Annotated in this window: 14 protein-coding genes; 8 read left to right on the top strand and 6 right to left on the bottom strand. The window is 33.4% G+C overall.

Features of this window, described 5'->3' with window-relative positions; all coding sequences use genetic code 11:
- Window positions 1-24: 24 nt before the first annotated feature.
- The gene (ctlX, locus tag Q0783_RS15360) at window positions 25-957 is read left to right on the top strand and encodes a citrulline utilization hydrolase CtlX (RefSeq protein ID WP_298896590.1); all 933 of its coding nucleotides are present in this window, start codon (window positions 25-27) and stop codon (window positions 955-957) included.
- On the opposite strand, the gene Q0783_RS15355 is transcribed toward ctlX, so the two are convergent.
- Together Q0783_RS15355 and Q0783_RS15350 are read right to left on the bottom strand one after the other, a co-directional pair.
- Complete coding sequence (locus Q0783_RS15355) at window positions 954-1,589, bottom strand: chromophore lyase CpcT/CpeT (protein WP_298896588.1); 636 nt, start codon at window positions 1,587-1,589, stop codon at window positions 954-956. The two genes, ctlX and Q0783_RS15355, sit on opposite strands and share 4 nt — an antisense overlap.
- 37 nt (window positions 1,590-1,626) lie before the next feature.
- Entirely contained in the window at window positions 1,627-3,684 is a 2,058-nt protein-coding gene (locus tag Q0783_RS15350; RefSeq protein ID WP_298896586.1) for a tetratricopeptide repeat-containing sensor histidine kinase, read from the bottom strand.
- 508 nt (window positions 3,685-4,192) lie between these two features.
- On the opposite strand from Q0783_RS15350, the gene argS reads away from it, so the two are divergent.
- Window positions 4,193-5,974, top strand: a complete 1,782-nt coding sequence (gene argS / locus Q0783_RS15345; protein WP_298896584.1) for an arginine--tRNA ligase — start codon at window positions 4,193-4,195, stop codon at window positions 5,972-5,974.
- Between the two features lie 72 nt (window positions 5,975-6,046).
- On the opposite strand, the gene Q0783_RS15340 is transcribed toward argS, so the two are convergent.
- A complete protein-coding gene (locus Q0783_RS15340; protein WP_298896582.1) occupies window positions 6,047-8,551 on the bottom strand; it encodes a M14 family metallopeptidase in 2,505 nt (834 codons plus the stop codon).
- A gap of 122 nt (window positions 8,552-8,673) precedes the next feature.
- Between Q0783_RS15340 and bshC the strand changes: the two genes are divergently transcribed.
- From bshC to Q0783_RS15310, 6 genes are read left to right on the top strand one after another with little or no spacing between them, the layout of a single operon-like run.
- Entirely contained in the window at window positions 8,674-10,275 is a 1,602-nt protein-coding gene (gene bshC / locus Q0783_RS15335; protein WP_298896580.1) for a bacillithiol biosynthesis cysteine-adding enzyme BshC, read from the top strand.
- Between the two features lie 55 nt (window positions 10,276-10,330).
- Complete coding sequence (guaA, locus tag Q0783_RS15330; protein WP_298760146.1) at window positions 10,331-11,866, top strand: glutamine-hydrolyzing GMP synthase; 1,536 nt, start codon at window positions 10,331-10,333, stop codon at window positions 11,864-11,866.
- A 37-nt stretch (window positions 11,867-11,903) separates the two neighbouring features.
- Window positions 11,904-13,814: a LysM peptidoglycan-binding domain-containing protein gene (locus Q0783_RS15325; RefSeq protein WP_298896578.1), complete on the top strand. Its 1,911-nt coding sequence runs from the start codon at window positions 11,904-11,906 to the stop codon at window positions 13,812-13,814.
- On the top strand, window positions 13,811-14,212 hold the full coding sequence (locus tag Q0783_RS15320; RefSeq protein ID WP_298896576.1) for an OsmC family protein: 402 nt from the start codon (window positions 13,811-13,813) through the stop codon (window positions 14,210-14,212). Before Q0783_RS15325 ends, Q0783_RS15320 begins: the two co-directional genes overlap by 4 nt.
- The gene (locus Q0783_RS15315) at window positions 14,212-14,757 is read left to right on the top strand and encodes a DUF922 domain-containing protein (RefSeq protein ID WP_298896574.1); all 546 of its coding nucleotides are present in this window, start codon (window positions 14,212-14,214) and stop codon (window positions 14,755-14,757) included. The genes Q0783_RS15320 and Q0783_RS15315 overlap by 1 nt, the downstream gene beginning before the upstream one ends.
- Window position 14,758: 1 nt before the next feature.
- Complete coding sequence (locus Q0783_RS15310; RefSeq protein WP_230936943.1) at window positions 14,759-14,989, top strand: DUF3820 family protein; 231 nt, start codon at window positions 14,759-14,761, stop codon at window positions 14,987-14,989.
- Window positions 14,990-14,992: 3 nt separating this feature from the next.
- Here the strand turns inward: Q0783_RS15310 and Q0783_RS15305 are convergent, their stop codons facing one another.
- From Q0783_RS15305 to Q0783_RS15295, 3 genes are read right to left on the bottom strand one after another with little or no spacing between them, the layout of a single operon-like run.
- Window positions 14,993-15,394 carry an ACT domain-containing protein gene (locus Q0783_RS15305; protein WP_298896571.1) on the bottom strand — a complete coding sequence of 134 codons (402 nt, stop codon included), beginning with the start codon at window positions 15,392-15,394 and terminating at the stop codon, window positions 14,993-14,995.
- 4 nt (window positions 15,395-15,398) lie between these two features.
- The gene (locus Q0783_RS15300) at window positions 15,399-16,247 is read right to left on the bottom strand and encodes a GNAT family N-acetyltransferase (protein ID WP_298896570.1); all 849 of its coding nucleotides are present in this window, start codon (window positions 16,245-16,247) and stop codon (window positions 15,399-15,401) included.
- A gap of 21 nt (window positions 16,248-16,268) precedes the next feature.
- The gene (locus Q0783_RS15295; protein WP_298896568.1) at window positions 16,269-16,796 is read right to left on the bottom strand and encodes a DinB family protein; all 528 of its coding nucleotides are present in this window, start codon (window positions 16,794-16,796) and stop codon (window positions 16,269-16,271) included.
- Window positions 16,797-16,838 lie beyond the last annotated feature (42 nt).

Here is a 16,838-nt window from a genome sequence, read left to right as displayed (position 1 = left end):
TTTACGGCACTTTAATTTTTAGAAATGTCACAAACTACTAATACAATTTTAATGATTCGCCCTGTGAATTTTAGGATGAATGAGGAAACTGCCGTAAATAATTATTTTCAAGAGGAATTAAATTTAAAGAATACGGAAATAAATCTAAAAGCTCAAGATGAGTTTGACGCTTTTGTGCAAAAATTAAGGGCTGTTGGCGTTACAGTAATTGTTGAAGAAGACATTAAATCTCAAGACACACCAGATTCCATTTTTCCTAATAACTGGATTAGTTTTCATAAAAATGGTGATGTGGGTTTATTCCCAATGTATGCCGAAAATAGACGAAGAGAACGACGCGAAGATGTATTAATTCGTTTAGAAAATGAAGGGTTTAGAATTGAGAATATCATAGATTATACAAGTGCAGAAGAAGAAGGTGTTTTTCTAGAGGGTACTGGAAGTTTACTTCTTGATCGTGTAAACTCTAAAGCATATTGTGCATTATCTGCTCGAGCAGATGAAGAATTGTTTATTGAGTTTTGTGAAGATTTTGAGTATACTCCAGTTGTATTTACGGCCAATCAAACTGTTGATGGCAAGCGATTACCTATTTATCACACTAATGTTATGATGTGCCTAGCTGAAAAATTTTCAGTGATTTGTTTAGACAGTATTGATGATAAAAAAGAACGAAAAAATGTGATTAAACACCTCAAAGCAGATGGTAAATCAATCATAGATATTACCGAGGAGCAAATGCATCAGTTTGCTGGGAATATGTTACAGGTAAAAGGTCATAATGACCAGCGTTATTTAGTGATGAGTAAGGCCGCTCATGATAGCTTAACTCAAAAACAAATTGACGATATAGAAAAATTCTGTCCAATTTTATCCAGCTCTTTGGAGACCATTGAAACCTGTGGAGGCGGAAGCGCACGCTGTATGATGGCAGAAGTATTTTTACCTAAAGTTTAATCATCGAGTTTGATGAAGATGTAACCACCTTTTTCTGCACCCCAAATGTGTTCACCTTTATCGTCAAAACCTCTATCCCAAGAGATGATTTTGTCTTCCATGATTTCTACCTCACTAGTAGCATAAGACGCACCATAGAGTGTACTTTCACATGTTTTTTCTCCAGTTTCACCTTTGTATAAATTGGCCTCTAAGCGTTGTAATAAAACTTCACAACCTTCTTTTTTTGTGACCTTATCCATAGTGAGTGTATCAAATGACTTAGGTGTTTTCCATTTTCCGACCCACAACGAATCATTTTCAATGGTATAAATAGCAGAGCTATACACACTATCATTTAATTGTGTCACTTCATAAATACGTTGTCTATATGGTTTGCCTTGTGTTGAATTGAGTGCTTGTTCTACATATAGAAAGTTTCCTTTGTCTTCCCATATTGGATACATGTGAAGAGAGATATTATAGTAGGTAGAATCAACTTGAGATTGTACTTCAGAATTATATGAGCCTTGCATCAATGAAAATAATTCAGGCAAGTGATTTGGTTTGGTTTCTTCTTGTGTGTTTTGTTTGTCATCCTTACAGCTAAACACTAAGCTTACTGCAAAAAGGATAAGTAAATATCGCTTCATGATTGATTTGTTTTTTTGGGAAGATACCAAAAAATAATTACTCTGCTGGTTTGACTTTTGGAAGTTCTACATAGAATTTTGTGCCAACATTAAGTGTGCTTTCTACCCAAATTCTACCATTATTGAGTTCTACTAATTCTTTACAAATGGTTAAGCCCAATCCAGTTCCTTTTTCGTTACTAGTCCCTCGAGTGCTAAACGTACCATTTTGAAATAATTTGTCAACATTTTCTCTAGAGATTCCAACACCAGTATCTTCAACACAAATCAAGCTCTTTCCATTATGATCACTATTTGATACTGTAATCACATCGCCAACTCGTGTGAATTTCACGGCATTTGTGATAAGATTTTGGATTACAATCTCAATCATGCTTTTATCAGCATAAATGAAATCTCTATGGGATTCGTCTATAAGAACGATACGTTTTTGTTCGACTTTATGTTCAACCAAAGCCATTTTGTTTTGAAACACTTCCTGAATATTAAATAACTCAGGTTTTGGCTCTAGATTTTGCATTTGAGATTTAGACCAGTTCAGTAAGTTGTAAAGTAACTGTGATGCGCTATCGGCATTTTCACTAAGCTCTGGCACTAAATCATAAAATTCTTCACGAGATATCCCATCTTCCTTGAGGAGATCGATAAACCCTTTTATTGATGAAATAGAATCTTTTAAATCGTGGGATACAATAGAAAAAAGTCGGTCTTTGACATTATTTACTTCTTCAAGATGATTTGTTTTTTTTGATAACTCTTCATTCTGAAGTTTAATTTGTGTATTCTTTTCGCGAAGTTCTCTATTAAACTTTAGCGTATTTTTTCGTTTTAGATAAATCAACAAGAGAATGGTTGAGACAATTAAAAATGCTGCACCTAATATATATGAAATTGCCTTTAGTCGTTTTTCTAAAATGGCATCCTTTTCTTTTTGCTCCTGTTTTGCTATAGTATCAAAGTCGTCTTGATTCTCAATAAGAGGTTTAACCTCAATGGGCTTAGTAATGATTGGAATTTTAGGTTGATTTTCTTTATCTAGTTCACTTTTTAAAGTGAAATATTTCCCTTGCCAGAAAAAAGCATTTTGAAACTTACCATTAATAGAATCTAATTCTTTGTGCAATCTATAGTTTTTTAGAAGCTCAGGTTTATTATTAATTTTTGTTGCAATAGAGTAGGCTTCATCTATTTGGGTTTGTGCAGTTCTGTAATTATTTTGCTCAATGTTCAATTCTCCTACAGCATTCAATGCTCTTAAAATCCCATCTTCATTGTTATTTTTTCTATTAAAATTCAATCCTTCAACTAGATATTCAGCGGCTTTGTCGTAATCTTTAAATTGAAGATACTCTGCGCCAATTCGAGGCAAAATTTCCCCTTTAAGTTTCTTGTCAGTTATTGGATTTAAAAGTTTTAAAACTTTTTCGTAATATTCTATGGCTTTTCTGTGCTCTTTTCTTTCAGAATATAACAAAGCAATATTTCGCGTAGAGGTTTTAATTCCTATGCTGTCTCTTAGTTGTTCTCTTACATTTAGCGCCTTAATATTAAATTCAAGTGATTTGTCTACTTGCTTCGTATTGTAGTATGCTTCAGCTAAGTTGTTATAAGCCGAACTCAGTTCGTTCCTCAGGTTTCTTGATTCAAAGGTTTGGATAGCTGATAACGAATTTTCTAGACCTACTGTATAATTACCTCGTTTTATTTCTATTAAGCCAATACTGTTATTAACTTTAGCTATACCTAGTGTATCTCCTAATTGTATATAGTAGCGTTTAGAACGGTTATAACCATCTATAGCATTGTAATAATCGTCTCTTTGAGCATATATTAATGCTTTATAGTAATTGACATCAGCTATGCCTTTAGTGTGATTTAGAAATTTTGATAAACGTTCTGTATTATCAATATAGGTAAGTGCTTTTTTGTAGCTTTTTGCTTGGTAAAGGGCTTTTATTAAACGTAAAGAAGTATCAACTTTGGATGAATCTTGCTTTTGAAAAGATAAGTGTACAGTCAAACTGTCGATCTCGTTTGTTTGTGAAAAACAAAAGAACGAAGAACATAAAACAGCTAATGTAATTAACTGCTTCATCGTTTAGCTAGAGTTATAATTGCAAAATTATTTTTACACAAAACCTCCTTTAGGGTTGGATAGTTTGGGTGCTTAAATAATAGTGTCAATCTCAACAAAGATTGATTATTAAGTTTCATCAACGTTTGGGACTTTGATTAATAGCAATATCAAAAATGAATAAAAAGGTTCTGAAACCCTAATTTTTAGGTTTTAATGCCTATAAATTAGTTAAAGTGAATTATGAAAATTATAAAAACATCGACGAATAGATTAACGGCAAAAAACATAGAAAAACGACACTTTTATCGATGAAATGCAAGATTGTGAAATACATTGATTAATATGCTTATTATCAGAATTTTACGTGATTTCAGCTTATTTGTTTTTTTAGCTAGAATTTTCTGTGCATTAAATGACATAAAGTTTAATGATTACAAGGATTTATTCTCAAATCAAGAAAAGAGCTCTGTCTTCTGTAATTTTTAATAAAAAAACTATCTTTGCTGACTTATTAAATAAACATAAAATGAATCTTCAAGAGACCTTATCAAACACTGTAAAACAGGCTGTAAAATCTGTTTTCAATGCAGAATTAGAATCGGTAGAATTTCAGGCAACTCGTAAAGAGTTTGCAGGAGATATTACTGTAGTTGTGTTTCCTATGTTGAGGATCGTTAAAGGAAACCCTGTTCAAATTGGAGAACAAATTGGACAATACTTGGTTGAGAATGTTAAAGAAGTAAAAGCATTTAACGTGGTTAAAGGGTTTTTGAATATTGAAATAAGCGATGCGTATTACATGGCTTTTTTCAATGAGATTAAAGAGAATATGTCTTATGGTTTTGCAGAGCCAAATTCTAAGGATAAGGCGGTAATGGTAGAGTATTCTTCACCTAATACGAATAAGCCTTTGCATTTAGGTCATATTAGAAATGTAATCTTGGGCTATAGTGTTGCTGAAATTCTAAAAGCGTCAGGGAAGAAAGTTTATAAAACTCAAATCATTAATGATAGAGGGATTCATATTTGTAAAAGTATGTTGGCATGGAAGCGTTTTGGAAATGGAGAAACTCCAGAATCATCGGGTTTAAAAGGTGATAAGTTAGTTGGAAATTACTACGTTAAGTTTGATCAAGAATATAAGAAAGAGATTAAAACATTAATTTCTGAAGGACAAACAGAAGAAGAAGCTAAGAAAAATGCACCAATGCTTATAGAGGCTCAAGAGATGCTTCGTAAGTGGGAATCTGGAGATGAAGAGGTTGTAGCCCTATGGACTATGATGAATGGTTGGGTTTATGACGGTTTTGATATTACCTATAAAAATATAGGTGTCGATTTTGATACCTTATATTATGAAAGTCAAACCTATCTATTAGGAAAAGAGTTTATTGCTGAAGGTTTAAAAACAGGTGTTTTTTTAAAAAAAGAAGACGGCTCTGTATGGTGTGATCTTACCGAAGAAGGCCTTGACGAAAAGATTGTATTGCGTAGTGACGGAACAGCAGTCTATATGACCCAAGATATCGGAACGGCAATCCAACGTGTTAAAGATTTCCCAGATATTGGAGGTATGGTTTATACTGTTGGAAATGAACAGGAATATCACTTTCAAGTCTTATTCTTGATTATTAAAAAACTTGGTTTTGATTGGGCCGAAAACTTATACCATTTGAGCTATGGGATGGTTGACCTTCCTTCAGGAAAAATGAAGAGTAGAGAAGGTACTGTTGTTGATGCCGATGACCTTGTTATTGAAATGGCACAAACCGCTGGTGAAATATCTGAAGAACTGGGAAAACTCGATGGCTATTCTGAAGAAGAAAAACAGGAATTGTATAAAACGATTGGTTTAGGTGCTTTAAAATATTTCATTTTAAAAGTTGATCCTAGAAAACGTATTTTATTTGATCCAAAAGAATCTATTGATTTTCAAGGAAATACGGGGCCATTCATACAATATACATATGCCAGAATACAATCTATTTTGAGAAAAGCACAATCTACAAGTCATACAGTAGATGTTACAGAATTAGAATTGCATACTAAGGAGAAAGAATTACTTAAACACTTAGAATTATTTCCAGAGGTAGTTCAGAATGCGGCAGACCATTATAGTCCTGCGCTTATTGCAAACTATACTTACGACTTGGTTAAAGAGTTCAATTCATTCTATCAAAATGTATCCATTTTAGGTGCAGATACCGATACAGAAAAAGTATTTAGAGTACAGTTGTCAAATGCTGTAGCAAATGTGATTAAAAATGCATTTGGTTTGCTTGGTATTGATGTTCCAGAACGTATGTAATTATTTTATAGAAAATAAAAAAAAGCTCAAGATTCAATCTTGAGCTTTTTTTATGGATTTTTATATTAAGATTTAAAGTTCAACTAAGTTGTTATTTACAAAGAAAATTGAGTTGACAAAAAAGAGTTTTCCGTTTTCCCAAAAGCTTCTAAACATCACATTGTCTACCATATAAATAATGCTCCCACTCCCCATACGTTGTTCACCAAATATCAACGAATTGTCAAGTTTTTTCAAAGCATCTTTACCAGCATAACCAGATACATTTTTTGGGTTCTTTCCGAGGTAAGCCACATTATAACCATTGTCTAATAAACTATATGATGAACTCCCTAATTTTAGAGTAAAATAGTTATCGTCATACCCAAAGGCCATAGGATGTGTTGTATCTACATCTGTTTTAAAAATAGCTCCAGTAATAAGATTTTTGGTATAGTCACGCTCTCTGTCGGCATATTTTATGCGTTTAGCATTTTCTTTATCTTCTTCAGAGACTGTATCTTCAGGCTTATTTCTTTTTAAACCAAATCCTTCTTTGTCGGCAAAGCTATTTAAAGCACCATCAATAGCGATTAGTTTTCCTCCAGAACGCATCCATGTTTTCAATTTGTCAATTAGATTATCATTTAACAAGCCTCCATAATAACCATTTGGCATAATCAAGACATTGAATTTTGATAAATTAACGCGACTTAAATCATCTGTATTAATAGACGTTACTGGGTACTGTAGTTGTTGTTCAAAAAAGTGCCATAGTTCTCCATAACTTAATGATGACGTATAATCTCCAGATAGCATTGCAATTTTTGGTGGATTTACCAATTTGATATCTGGAGATCCAAAATCTGGCCCAGATGTTGAAAATCCAGAGGAAATGGCATCAAAAGTTCGTCTATGCGAAAAGGCAATTGCGGCAAATCGATCGTCGAAATCATCTACTTTTTTATTATCACCTCTTACAATAATTAGCGAACCTCTATCATAGGTTTTTCCTTGAGTGGTAAAAGGTTTTTCAGTAAAACGCACTCTAATACCACTTTTTAATAATTCTGCTAAGAACTGAGCATCTTGTATGTTACCCCATTCTACAACATAACCAGTAGCTCCAGAGTTTTTTAAAGAGTTAGGAATTATCTCTCTGGTACGATTGTTTGCAGGTTGCACTAAACTCCTACTAGCAACAGCATTTAAACCATAAGCATAGGGAACACTCCATGCAGTAATATCATAAGTTAAAGAGTCACTTAATTTAGTGTTAGGTTCAAATAAAACCTTGACCATTTTCCCTTTGGGTTGATTCGTACTTACTACTAAATCCTTAGCAGTGGTATTCATTTGTTCTTGTTTTGCCGTTGTATAATTATAGCCACTCACTTTTCCGTCTTTAGCAAAACCGTAATCTATTTCATGCTTATCCAGTAACGCAGTTAAACTATTGATTTTATCAGTATCACCTTGTAATACATAACTTTTGTATTTAAGGTTTTTATTGTCAAAGAATTTAGCAAACTCTGTATTTAATTTTTCGGCATTTTTAGAAGAAATTTCAACAGTAGATAAGCCAGTTACTGTATGATGTGTTAATCGGTCAATTAAGGTTAGAACATCCCCTTCATCATTCAATATCCCTAATCCAGCGCGACCATGACCTCCTTGTTCGTAGGTCATGCCAATAGCTCCCATATAGGTTGGGTAAGTATCACCATAACTTGGATATAGTAAATCAAAACGTTCTCTTGTAAAATACAACCAACCTTCAGCATCAAAGTACTTAGAATGATTTTTTCCTATTTGAGTTTGAAAATCGCGTTGCCAATCGCTAATTACCTCATGAAAAGGCTCAGCTGCAGGTGCAAAATAATAAGGTTCATTAATACCTTGTTCATGGAAATCAACATGAATATGTGGCATCCATTTATTGTATGCTTTTAGTCGTGAAGCCGATTCAACTTGTGTAGCCCAAGCCCAATCTCTATTAAGGTCAAAGAGATAATGGTTTGGTCGTCCGCCGGGCCACGGCTCTTGATGCTCACTAGCTTCTTGGTCTATGTCATAAGGCGCACTAGCAGTTTCATTATACCAATTCACATAACGATCTCTACCATCAGGGTTAATACATGGATCTATAATAACGACTGTGTTTTTTAGATAGTCTTGTTTTTCAGTAAGTAATTTATAAATGGTACTCATCGAAGCTTCTGTACTAGAGGCTTCGTTTCCATGTACATTATAACTCAACCATACAATAGCAACGTTAGTTGATGCAGCTGTACCTTCTAATATACCTGCATTTTTAAGATTATTCTCTCTAATGTTCTCTAGGTTTTTGAGGTTGTCTTCTGAAGACACAAATGCCAACATTAATGGTCGTCTTTCATTGGTTTCACCATATTTTTCTAGTTTGACCTGAAGTGGTTTTTGTGTTTCTACATGTTTAAAATAATCGATTACTTGATGATGTCGTGAAAATTGTGTTCCTAAATCGTAACCTAAAAACTGTGAAGGCGACTGAAGTGTTTGTGCAGTTGCAGATATCGATACTACAAATGCAACTAATAGAGAGAGTGATCTATTCATGAAATATAAACTAATTTGATTGTGATAATGAGTAAAGATATGAAGTGCCATTGAATTAACTAAAATTTAGGACTTAAAAAAAGTGAAGAAGCTTATCTTTACGCGAGAATTGAACCATAACTATGCCAACAGATTGTATTCCGTTTAGAGAGACGAACTATTTTTCTTCATTAATTTGTGATTATTTAGATGAAAAATCCCAGTTAAAGTCGTTTTATAATCGTTTTCCAAAACTTGAAAACTTTAAAGATCAAATTGCCGAGAAGCAAGAATCCTTTAATTCTGAAACAAGAACGATTTTAGTTCAATCTCTTAAAAAGCAGTATGGTTCTGTTACTATTTCTGAAGCTACATTGCAACATATTGAGGCATTAAGCGATAGAAATACGTTTACGATTACTACAGGTCATCAGCTTAACTTGTTTACGGGACCGCTTTATTTTTTCTATAAAATTGTCTCTACAATTAATTTGTGTAAGGAATTGAAAGCAGCATATCCTGAGCAACATTTTGTTCCCATCTATTGGATGGCTACTGAAGACCATGATTTTGAGGAGATTAATTATTTCAATTTTAGAGGGCAAAAAGTACATTGGAATCGTGAAGCCTCTGGAGCTGTTGGAGAATTACAATTGGACGGATTAGATCAGGTGTTTGAAGTATTTGCTAGTCAGTTAAATTCAACAACTAATGCTCAAGAACTCAAAGAATTATTTCAAAACGCTTACCTAGAACATCAAAATTTAACCGATGCAATGCGTTATTTGGTAAATACATTATTTGGTTCATACGGATTGGTAATTGTTGATGGAAATGATAGAGACTTAAAGCGTTTGTTTGTTCCTTATATAAAGCGAGAATTGGTAGATCAAACATCATTTGAAATGGTGTCTCAAGCCAATGAGAAATTAAATGATCTAGATGGAAATTATAAGATTCAAGTAAATCCTCGACCCATCAATTTATTTTATATCAACAAAGGCGTTAGGGAACGTATTATTGAGACAGAAGATCGATATCAAGTTCTCAATACTGATATTAATTGGAGTAAGGATGAACTGTTAGAACACCTTGATGACTCACCAGAGCGCTTTAGTCCGAATGTTATTTTACGTCCGTTATATCAAGAAGTTATTTTGCCTAACCTTTGTTATATAGGTGGAGGAGGTGAGTTGGCATATTGGTTACAACTCAGATCCAATTTTGAAAAGTACGATATTGCGTTTCCGATGTTATTACTTCGTAATTCGGTGTTATTATTTACAGATAAACAAAAAGATAAACTGGAAAAGTTGAATATTTCGGTTAAAGATTTATTCTTAACACAGCATGATCTAAAAACAAAAGTCACAGAACAAATTTCGGAGGTTGATATCAATTTTTCATCTCAAAAAGCATATTTAAAACAACAGTTTGAAGAGTTGTATAAGCTTTCAGAACAAACCGATAAATCGTTTAAAGGAGCCGTTGCAGCACAAGAGAGAAAACAAATTAAAGGATTGGAACATCTTGAGAAGCGTTTGTTAAAGGCACAAAAGCGAAAAATGAGCGATCATTTAAATCGTATCACTGAGATTCAAGATATCCTATTTCCTAGCCAAAGTTTACAAGAACGCAACATGAATTTCTCTGAGTTTTATTTGGATCATGGCTCAAGTTTGATTCAAAAATTAATACAAGAGTTAAAACCTTTAAAAGGGGAGTTTTTAGTGTTAACAATTTAGTGTAAAATTTGTTGGTTTCTAGTTTTAATTTTAGTTGCAATTATTACTTTTGCACATGCAACACAACAAAGTCCTAATTTTAGATTTCGGTTCGCAATACACACAGCTTATTGCGCGTCGCGTTAGAGAGTTAAATATCTACTGCGAAATTCATCCATTTAATAAAATTCCTGCAGATTCTGAGAGCTTTAAAGCTGTTATTTTATCTGGTAGCCCAAATTCTGTAAGAGGCGAAGATGTACTTCATCCCGACTTGTCTCAAATACGAGGCAAAAAGCCTTTACTTGCAGTTTGCTATGGTGCCCAATATCTTGCTCATTTTTCTGGAGGAGAAGTCGCTCCTTCTAATACTAGAGAATATGGCCGAGCTAATTTGGATTTTGTAAAAGAAGATGAAGATTTTTTTACTGGTATTTCTAAAGGAAGTCAGGTTTGGATGAGCCATAGTGATACGATAAAGGTATTACCAACAAACGCTGTTCTATTAGCAAGTACGCATGATGTAGAAAACGCAGCGTTTAAAATAGAAGGTGAAACAACTTATGCCATTCAGTTTCACCCTGAGGTTTATCATACTACAGATGGAAAACAATTATTGGAAAATTTTCTTGTACATATTGGCCAGGTAGATCAAGACTGGACACCAGATTCGTTTGTTGAGGAAACAGTAGATGCGCTCAAAGCAAAGTTAGGAAATGATAAAGTGGTATTAGGTTTATCTGGAGGTGTTGATTCGTCTGTAGCTGCCATATTATTACATAAAGCCATTGGGAAGAACCTTTATTGTGTTTTTGTAAATAATGGATTACTTCGAAAAAATGAGTTTGAAAGTGTATTAGAACAATATGAAGGAATGGGGCTTAATGTTAAAGGGGTAGACGCTTCGGCACGCTTTTTGGATGCCTTGGAAGATATAAGCGATCCTGAGCTAAAAAGAAAGGCTATAGGTCGTGTGTTCATTGAGGTTTTTGATGATGAAGCACATCTTATTAAAGATGTGAAATGGCTTGCTCAAGGTACAATATATCCAGATGTTATAGAAAGTGTTTCGGCAACTGGAGGACCAAGCGCAACAATAAAGAGTCATCACAATGTTGGAGGTTTACCAGATTTCATGAAGTTAAAGGTTGTAGAGCCGCTAAAAGCTTTATTTAAAGATGAGGTTAGACGTGTTGGAGCATCAATGGGAATGGACAAATCAATTTTAGGTCGCCACCCATTTCCTGGTCCTGGACTGGCAATTCGTATTTTGGGTAGTCTAACTAGAGAAAATGTTCGTATATTACAAGAGGTAGATGCTGTTTTTATTGACAATCTGAAATCATGGAATTTGTACGATAAAGTATGGCAAGCAGGAGCAATCCTCTTACCAGTAAATAGTGTTGGAGTCATGGGAGATGAACGTACCTACGAGAAGTGTGTAGCTTTACGAGCAGTTGAAAGTACTGATGGTATGACTGCAGATTGGGTAAATCTACCTTATGAGTTTTTGCAAAAGACCTCAAATGAAATTATTAATAAAGTTAAAGGTGTAAACAGAGTGGTTTATGATATTAGTTCAAAGCCACCAGCAACAATTGAATGGGAATAAATACGTTTAATATATGCACCATATAAATAGATTATAAATGAAAAAACTAGTTCTAATCATTCTTGTTTTGCTATGTAGCATATCTGCTTTTGCACAAGACTATAAAACGCACAAGGTTAAACAAGGTGAAACTATTGAAGGTATTGCTAAGCTATACTTGGTAACTCCTTTTGATATTTATGCACTTAATCCTGATGCAAAAAATAAGATTGGACCAAATACTGTTTTGATCATTCCAACATCAAGAGTAAAAAATGATCCTATCCAAGAACCTGTTAAAGAAATTACTGGTTTTAAAAAGCATAAAGTTAAGCGTAAACAGACATTATATAGCATATCAAAAGATTACAATGTGCCTATTGAAGAGATCAAGAAGTACAATACCTATTTATATTCTGAAAATTTACGAAAAGGTGACAGGATAAAAATTCCGAAGTACAAAACTATAGTTAGTCAAGTATCTCTTAATAATACAATTAAAAAATATAAAGTATTACCTAAAGAAGGTAAGTGGCGCGTCGCTTATAAATTTGGTATTACTGTTCCTGAGTTAGAAGCTTTAAATCCGAATTTAGGAGAGGTATTACAGCCTGGTCAAGAAGTTAATGTTCCTAATATTAGTAACAATGAAGAGAAACCTGTAGAAGAAAATTATAACTACTACACGGTTTTAAAAAGTGAAGGATACATGGCACTTAATAGAAAGTTAGGTGTTACTCAAGAGGAATTGGAAACATTAAATCCTGAGTTGAAAGAAGGTGGACTCAAACTTGGTATGGTATTACGAGTGCCACAAAATGCTAAAACTGAGCTAGTGGTTAAGGATTTAGAAAATACTAATTTGTCTAATAATCTCACAAATCTTAGTCAAAAACGAATTGCATTAATGTTGCCGTATAGAATGCATAGAGTAGATGTAGATTCTGTTCAAGAGGCAAAAAAGGCAATTAGAAAAGATGCTTTACTATCGGTATCTCTTGATTTTCATGCTGGTGCTTTAATGGCTATAGATTCAGCCAAACGTTTAGGTATTTCGACTTACCTTAAGGTGTTTGATACTAGAAACCAACCGTCAGAAGTTTCGAATATTTTAGATGCTAATGATTTTTCTGAATATGATGCAGTTATTGGTCCGCTATTACCAAAAAATTTAGATCGAGTTGCTTCAGAGTTGAAACGAGATAATGTTCCTGTATTATCGCCTTTAACCATGCCAGAGAAGTTATATGATAACGTGTTTCAAACGATTCCATCTAGTGATTTGTTAGAAGAAACGATTATTAATTTTGTGAAATCGGACTCTTTACCAAAAAATATTGTGGTAATTTCAGATTCAAAACATAAAAGAATTAGTGATAAACTTAAAGCTGAGTTTCCTTCTGCAAAACAAATTTTTTCGAGGAAAAATAAGAAAGGGGAAGAAGCTTTCTTTATCTATCAAACCGATATCGCTAATGTATTCGCTAATGGGAAGAATGTAGTTTTTCTTGAGACCGATAATGAAGGCTTTGCATCTAATGTGATCAGTATGATTAATGGAATGAGTTCTGTTGGAAAGGAGATTATATTGATGACGACCGATAAAAATAATGCATTTGAAGGACGAGAGATTTCGAACTATCACTTGTCTAATTTGAAATTTCATTATCCATCACCAAATAAAACAACAGATATTTCGTCTTCTAGAAATGATTTTGTTAGAGCCTACAGAAGACAATATAATGTAAGTCCAAACAGATATGCTGTTAGAGGTTTTGATCTCACGTTAGATTTATTGTTACGATTGGCTAGTGGAGAAGACCTATATAAAGCCTCATCTAGTGAAATTGAAACGGAATATGTTGAGAATAAGTTTAGATATTCTAAAAAACTATTTGGAGGCTATTACAATGAAGCTGTTTATATTGTAAAATATGATAATTTAACGATTGTAGAAGCAAAATTATGACATCTAAAGTCACTTATTTAGGCGATTTAAGAACCGAAAGCACTCATCTTAAATCTGATAATTCATTCATAACAGATGCTCCTACAGACAATAATGGTAAAGGAGAAGCGTTTTCACCTACAGATACTGTTGCTACAGGATTAGCAAGTTGCATGATAACCGTTATGGGTATAAAAGCTAGAGATTTAGGTATTGATATGGCAGGTACTAATGCTCATGTTACCAAAATAATGGCTGCTGAGCCTAGACGTATTTCTAAAATTGAGGTTGTTTTAGACTTCCCATTTGAAGCTGATAAAAAGGCACGAACAATTTTAGAACGCACGGCAAACACCTGTCCTGTACATTACAGTTTGCATCCTGATATCGTAAAGGATATCACGTTTAACTGGAAATAATGTTGATTAGATTTTTAATTATTTGTTTATGTTTTCTTAGTCTACCTTCAAATGATGAGGTTACGATTACATGGAGTGAATCAAAAAAACTAACTTGGGCAGATTTTAGAGGCCCTGTTGGTACTGATACAGATGCAGTTGCAGTAACAGCTTCAGGAATTACGTTTTCATTTTCGGTTAAGCAAAATAGTAATGGCGAGTTATTGAGTTTTAAAGCTGAGGTAGAAGCACATTTTTATCCTGAAAAATCTTGGTACATTAAAGCAAAAGGCGACGATCATATTTTAGCACATGAACAATTGCATTTTGATATTACAGAATTACATGTTAGAAAACTACGCTACGATATCTCAAAACTTAATATGTCGCAGCATATCAAAGAAGAGCTGAGACGTGTACATGTAAAGGCTAATGAAGATCTTGCTGCAATGCAGAATACTTACGATACGCAAAGTCAAAACTCCATAAACAAAGAGCAGCAAGCCATTTGGTCTCAGTTTGTAAAGGATGAACTTAAAAAGTTTGAAGACTTCAAGTCTAAATAGAATGCTTCAACCAGATAAAAATTTCCTCATTAAATTAGCTCATACTAAAATGCCTTTTGGTAAATATGAAGGACGCTACCTTATCGATTTACCAGAGTATTATATCGTATGGTACCATAACAAAGGATTTCCTAAGGGTAAACTTGGCGATATGCTTACACAAGTATATGAGTTAAAGCTTAATGGCTTAGAATATTTGATTAGAGACATACAAAAGCGCTATCCCAGATAATCTTTATATATAATTTTTGGATAAGGCATTCAATACGTTAATCGCTTTATTCTCGTCCTTTTTATCTACAAAAATATGATCATGATAATAGCCTGCAATAACATTACAACTTATTTCATGCTTTGCTAATTCATTTGAAAATACTGCTGTTAAACCAATGGCGTCCAATGATGAGTGAATCATTAGTGTGATCCAAGATGCAATAAAGTCGTAGTTAAGGTTCAAAGCATCTGCCTTTCTTTGTTCAATTACTATAGTTATCCCTTCACGTTCTTTAAATTCACATAATGTATCTGCTCTACTAATGTTACTAAAATCTTTAATAGTACAAAATACAAAGTTACCTTGATTAAGTTTTGGTGTCATTCCTTTTATAAGTTGTCTTAGGTTGGTTTCTCCTGTCATAAGCTTAGTGTGTATTTAAGTCTAATGTCATTTCTAACTGACTTAAGAAATGTTTTAATCCAATAGCATGTAAAAAAGCGTTTGTTGATGTAGAATGTTCGTCTACATTAATTATGGATAATGTATTTCCAAATCTTTCAATGATGTAGTTAATTAGTGCTGTTCCTACTTTTTGTCTTCGGAAATCTTTACTTACTGAAATTTGCTGAAGCCGTTTACTACTGGCATTATAAACCAAGTATCCAACAAGTGTATCATCAATAAAGGCACCAATAAGATGGTTATTTTCTTTTAATTTTTCCAAAACATGAGACGCATTTTGCCAAGTAGGGGTAATGTCCCAAAATGATTGCATGAGCTCCCAATTGTATTCCGATAGTTCTTTTATTACTAGAGTATTTGAACATTTTGAGCTATTCAAATATCCTTTATAACAATGAAGTGTCCTTTTTTTCTTGAAACGAGCTCTCTTATAGGATTTAATAGCTTGGATGTTATTTGAGATGACTTCTAAAACAACCTTGTCAATATGTTGTTGTGTCAATATAGGATTAATAAATTCATACATTTTGGTGGTTAAGCCATGACCACGTTTAGTTGGAATAACACCAGTGCCTCCATTATATATTATTTTTTTCTTGTTTATTGTTTGAATACCATGTAGTATAAAACCAACAAGTTGGTCATTGTCAAATACACCAACCGATATGTTTAAATCTATATGGTCTGCATATAATTTTGATTGTAATTGCTCTAATGTTAAATGAAACGGAATGAAATAATCTGAAAACGATAAGTTAAATGCCTCTACTAATTGTTCATTAGATATACCGTTCAGGGTTTTTATTTTCATGAGATTACTGTCGTTAAATTATTATTGGCTGAGTATACTCATATAGGCTTGCCAAACACCAACGTGAGTTTTGTATTGCTTAGCCATGACTCGATTAATTTGAGCGAGATGAGCTAAATCATGTACCACCCAAGCCGATAAAAGCTCTTGTAAGGTGACATCGCCCAATTCTGGATGGGTTCCTTTCTTGATTAAATCAGTATTAGTTAACTCAAAAGATTTTAGTATGTTAAGATTCTTTTCTCTTAGTATTTTAAATTCTGCTATTAATTCTGAAATAGGTGTGTTTTGATCTTCGTCAAATTGGGCAAAACGATCAAAAGGTTCAAATCGTTTGTTTTCAGATGTACTTAAGATAATCTTGGTTCTAACAATCCAATCTGTCTTTTCGCCATAAATATAATGACCAACAATATCGTAAGGACTCCAGGTATTCTCACCTTCATTAGATTTAAGCCATTGCTCAGGCAATCCATTAAGCATTACACTTAAAATTTCTGGTGTTCTTTCCAGAATATCGATAGACTCTTCAAGATTAAAAGGGATCATAATTATTTAATAGCGTATTTAATATAATTTGAACAGCCAATT

This window comes from uncultured Psychroserpens sp. (genome assembly GCF_947500255.1).
In the GTDB taxonomy this organism is placed as follows: domain Bacteria; phylum Bacteroidota; class Bacteroidia; order Flavobacteriales; family Flavobacteriaceae; genus Psychroserpens.
This window is presented reverse-complemented; position numbering and strand designations above follow the sequence as displayed.

Bases quoted from the DNA above. Each gene is read 5' to 3' on its own strand.
- Q0783_RS15340 (WP_298896582.1), bottom strand. From the start codon at position 8,551: ATGAATAGATCACTCTCTCTATTAGTTGCATTTGTAGTATCGATATCT.
- bshC (WP_298896580.1), top strand. From the start codon at position 8,674: ATGCCAACAGATTGTATTCCGTTTAGAGAGACGAACTATTTTTCTTCA.
- Q0783_RS15325 (WP_298896578.1), top strand. From the start codon at position 11,904: ATGAAAAAACTAGTTCTAATCATTCTTGTTTTGCTATGTAGCATATCT.
- Q0783_RS15320 (WP_298896576.1), top strand. From the start codon at position 13,811: ATGACATCTAAAGTCACTTATTTAGGCGATTTAAGAACCGAAAGCACT.
- ctlX (WP_298896590.1), top strand. From the start codon at position 25: ATGTCACAAACTACTAATACAATTTTAATGATTCGCCCTGTGAATTTT.
- guaA (WP_298760146.1), top strand. From the start codon at position 10,331: ATGCAACACAACAAAGTCCTAATTTTAGATTTCGGTTCGCAATACACA.
- Q0783_RS15350 (WP_298896586.1), bottom strand. From the start codon at position 3,684: ATGAAGCAGTTAATTACATTAGCTGTTTTATGTTCTTCGTTCTTTTGT.
- Q0783_RS15310 (WP_230936943.1), top strand. From the start codon at position 14,759: ATGCTTCAACCAGATAAAAATTTCCTCATTAAATTAGCTCATACTAAA.
- Q0783_RS15355 (WP_298896588.1), bottom strand. From the start codon at position 1,589: ATGAAGCGATATTTACTTATCCTTTTTGCAGTAAGCTTAGTGTTTAGC.
- Q0783_RS15300 (WP_298896570.1), bottom strand. From the start codon at position 16,247: ATGAAAATAAAAACCCTGAACGGTATATCTAATGAACAATTAGTAGAG.
- argS (WP_298896584.1), top strand. From the start codon at position 4,193: ATGAATCTTCAAGAGACCTTATCAAACACTGTAAAACAGGCTGTAAAA.
- Q0783_RS15295 (WP_298896568.1), bottom strand. From the start codon at position 16,796: ATGATCCCTTTTAATCTTGAAGAGTCTATCGATATTCTGGAAAGAACA.
- Q0783_RS15315 (WP_298896574.1), top strand. From the start codon at position 14,212: ATGTTGATTAGATTTTTAATTATTTGTTTATGTTTTCTTAGTCTACCT.
- Q0783_RS15305 (WP_298896571.1), bottom strand. From the start codon at position 15,394: ATGACAGGAGAAACCAACCTAAGACAACTTATAAAAGGAATGACACCA.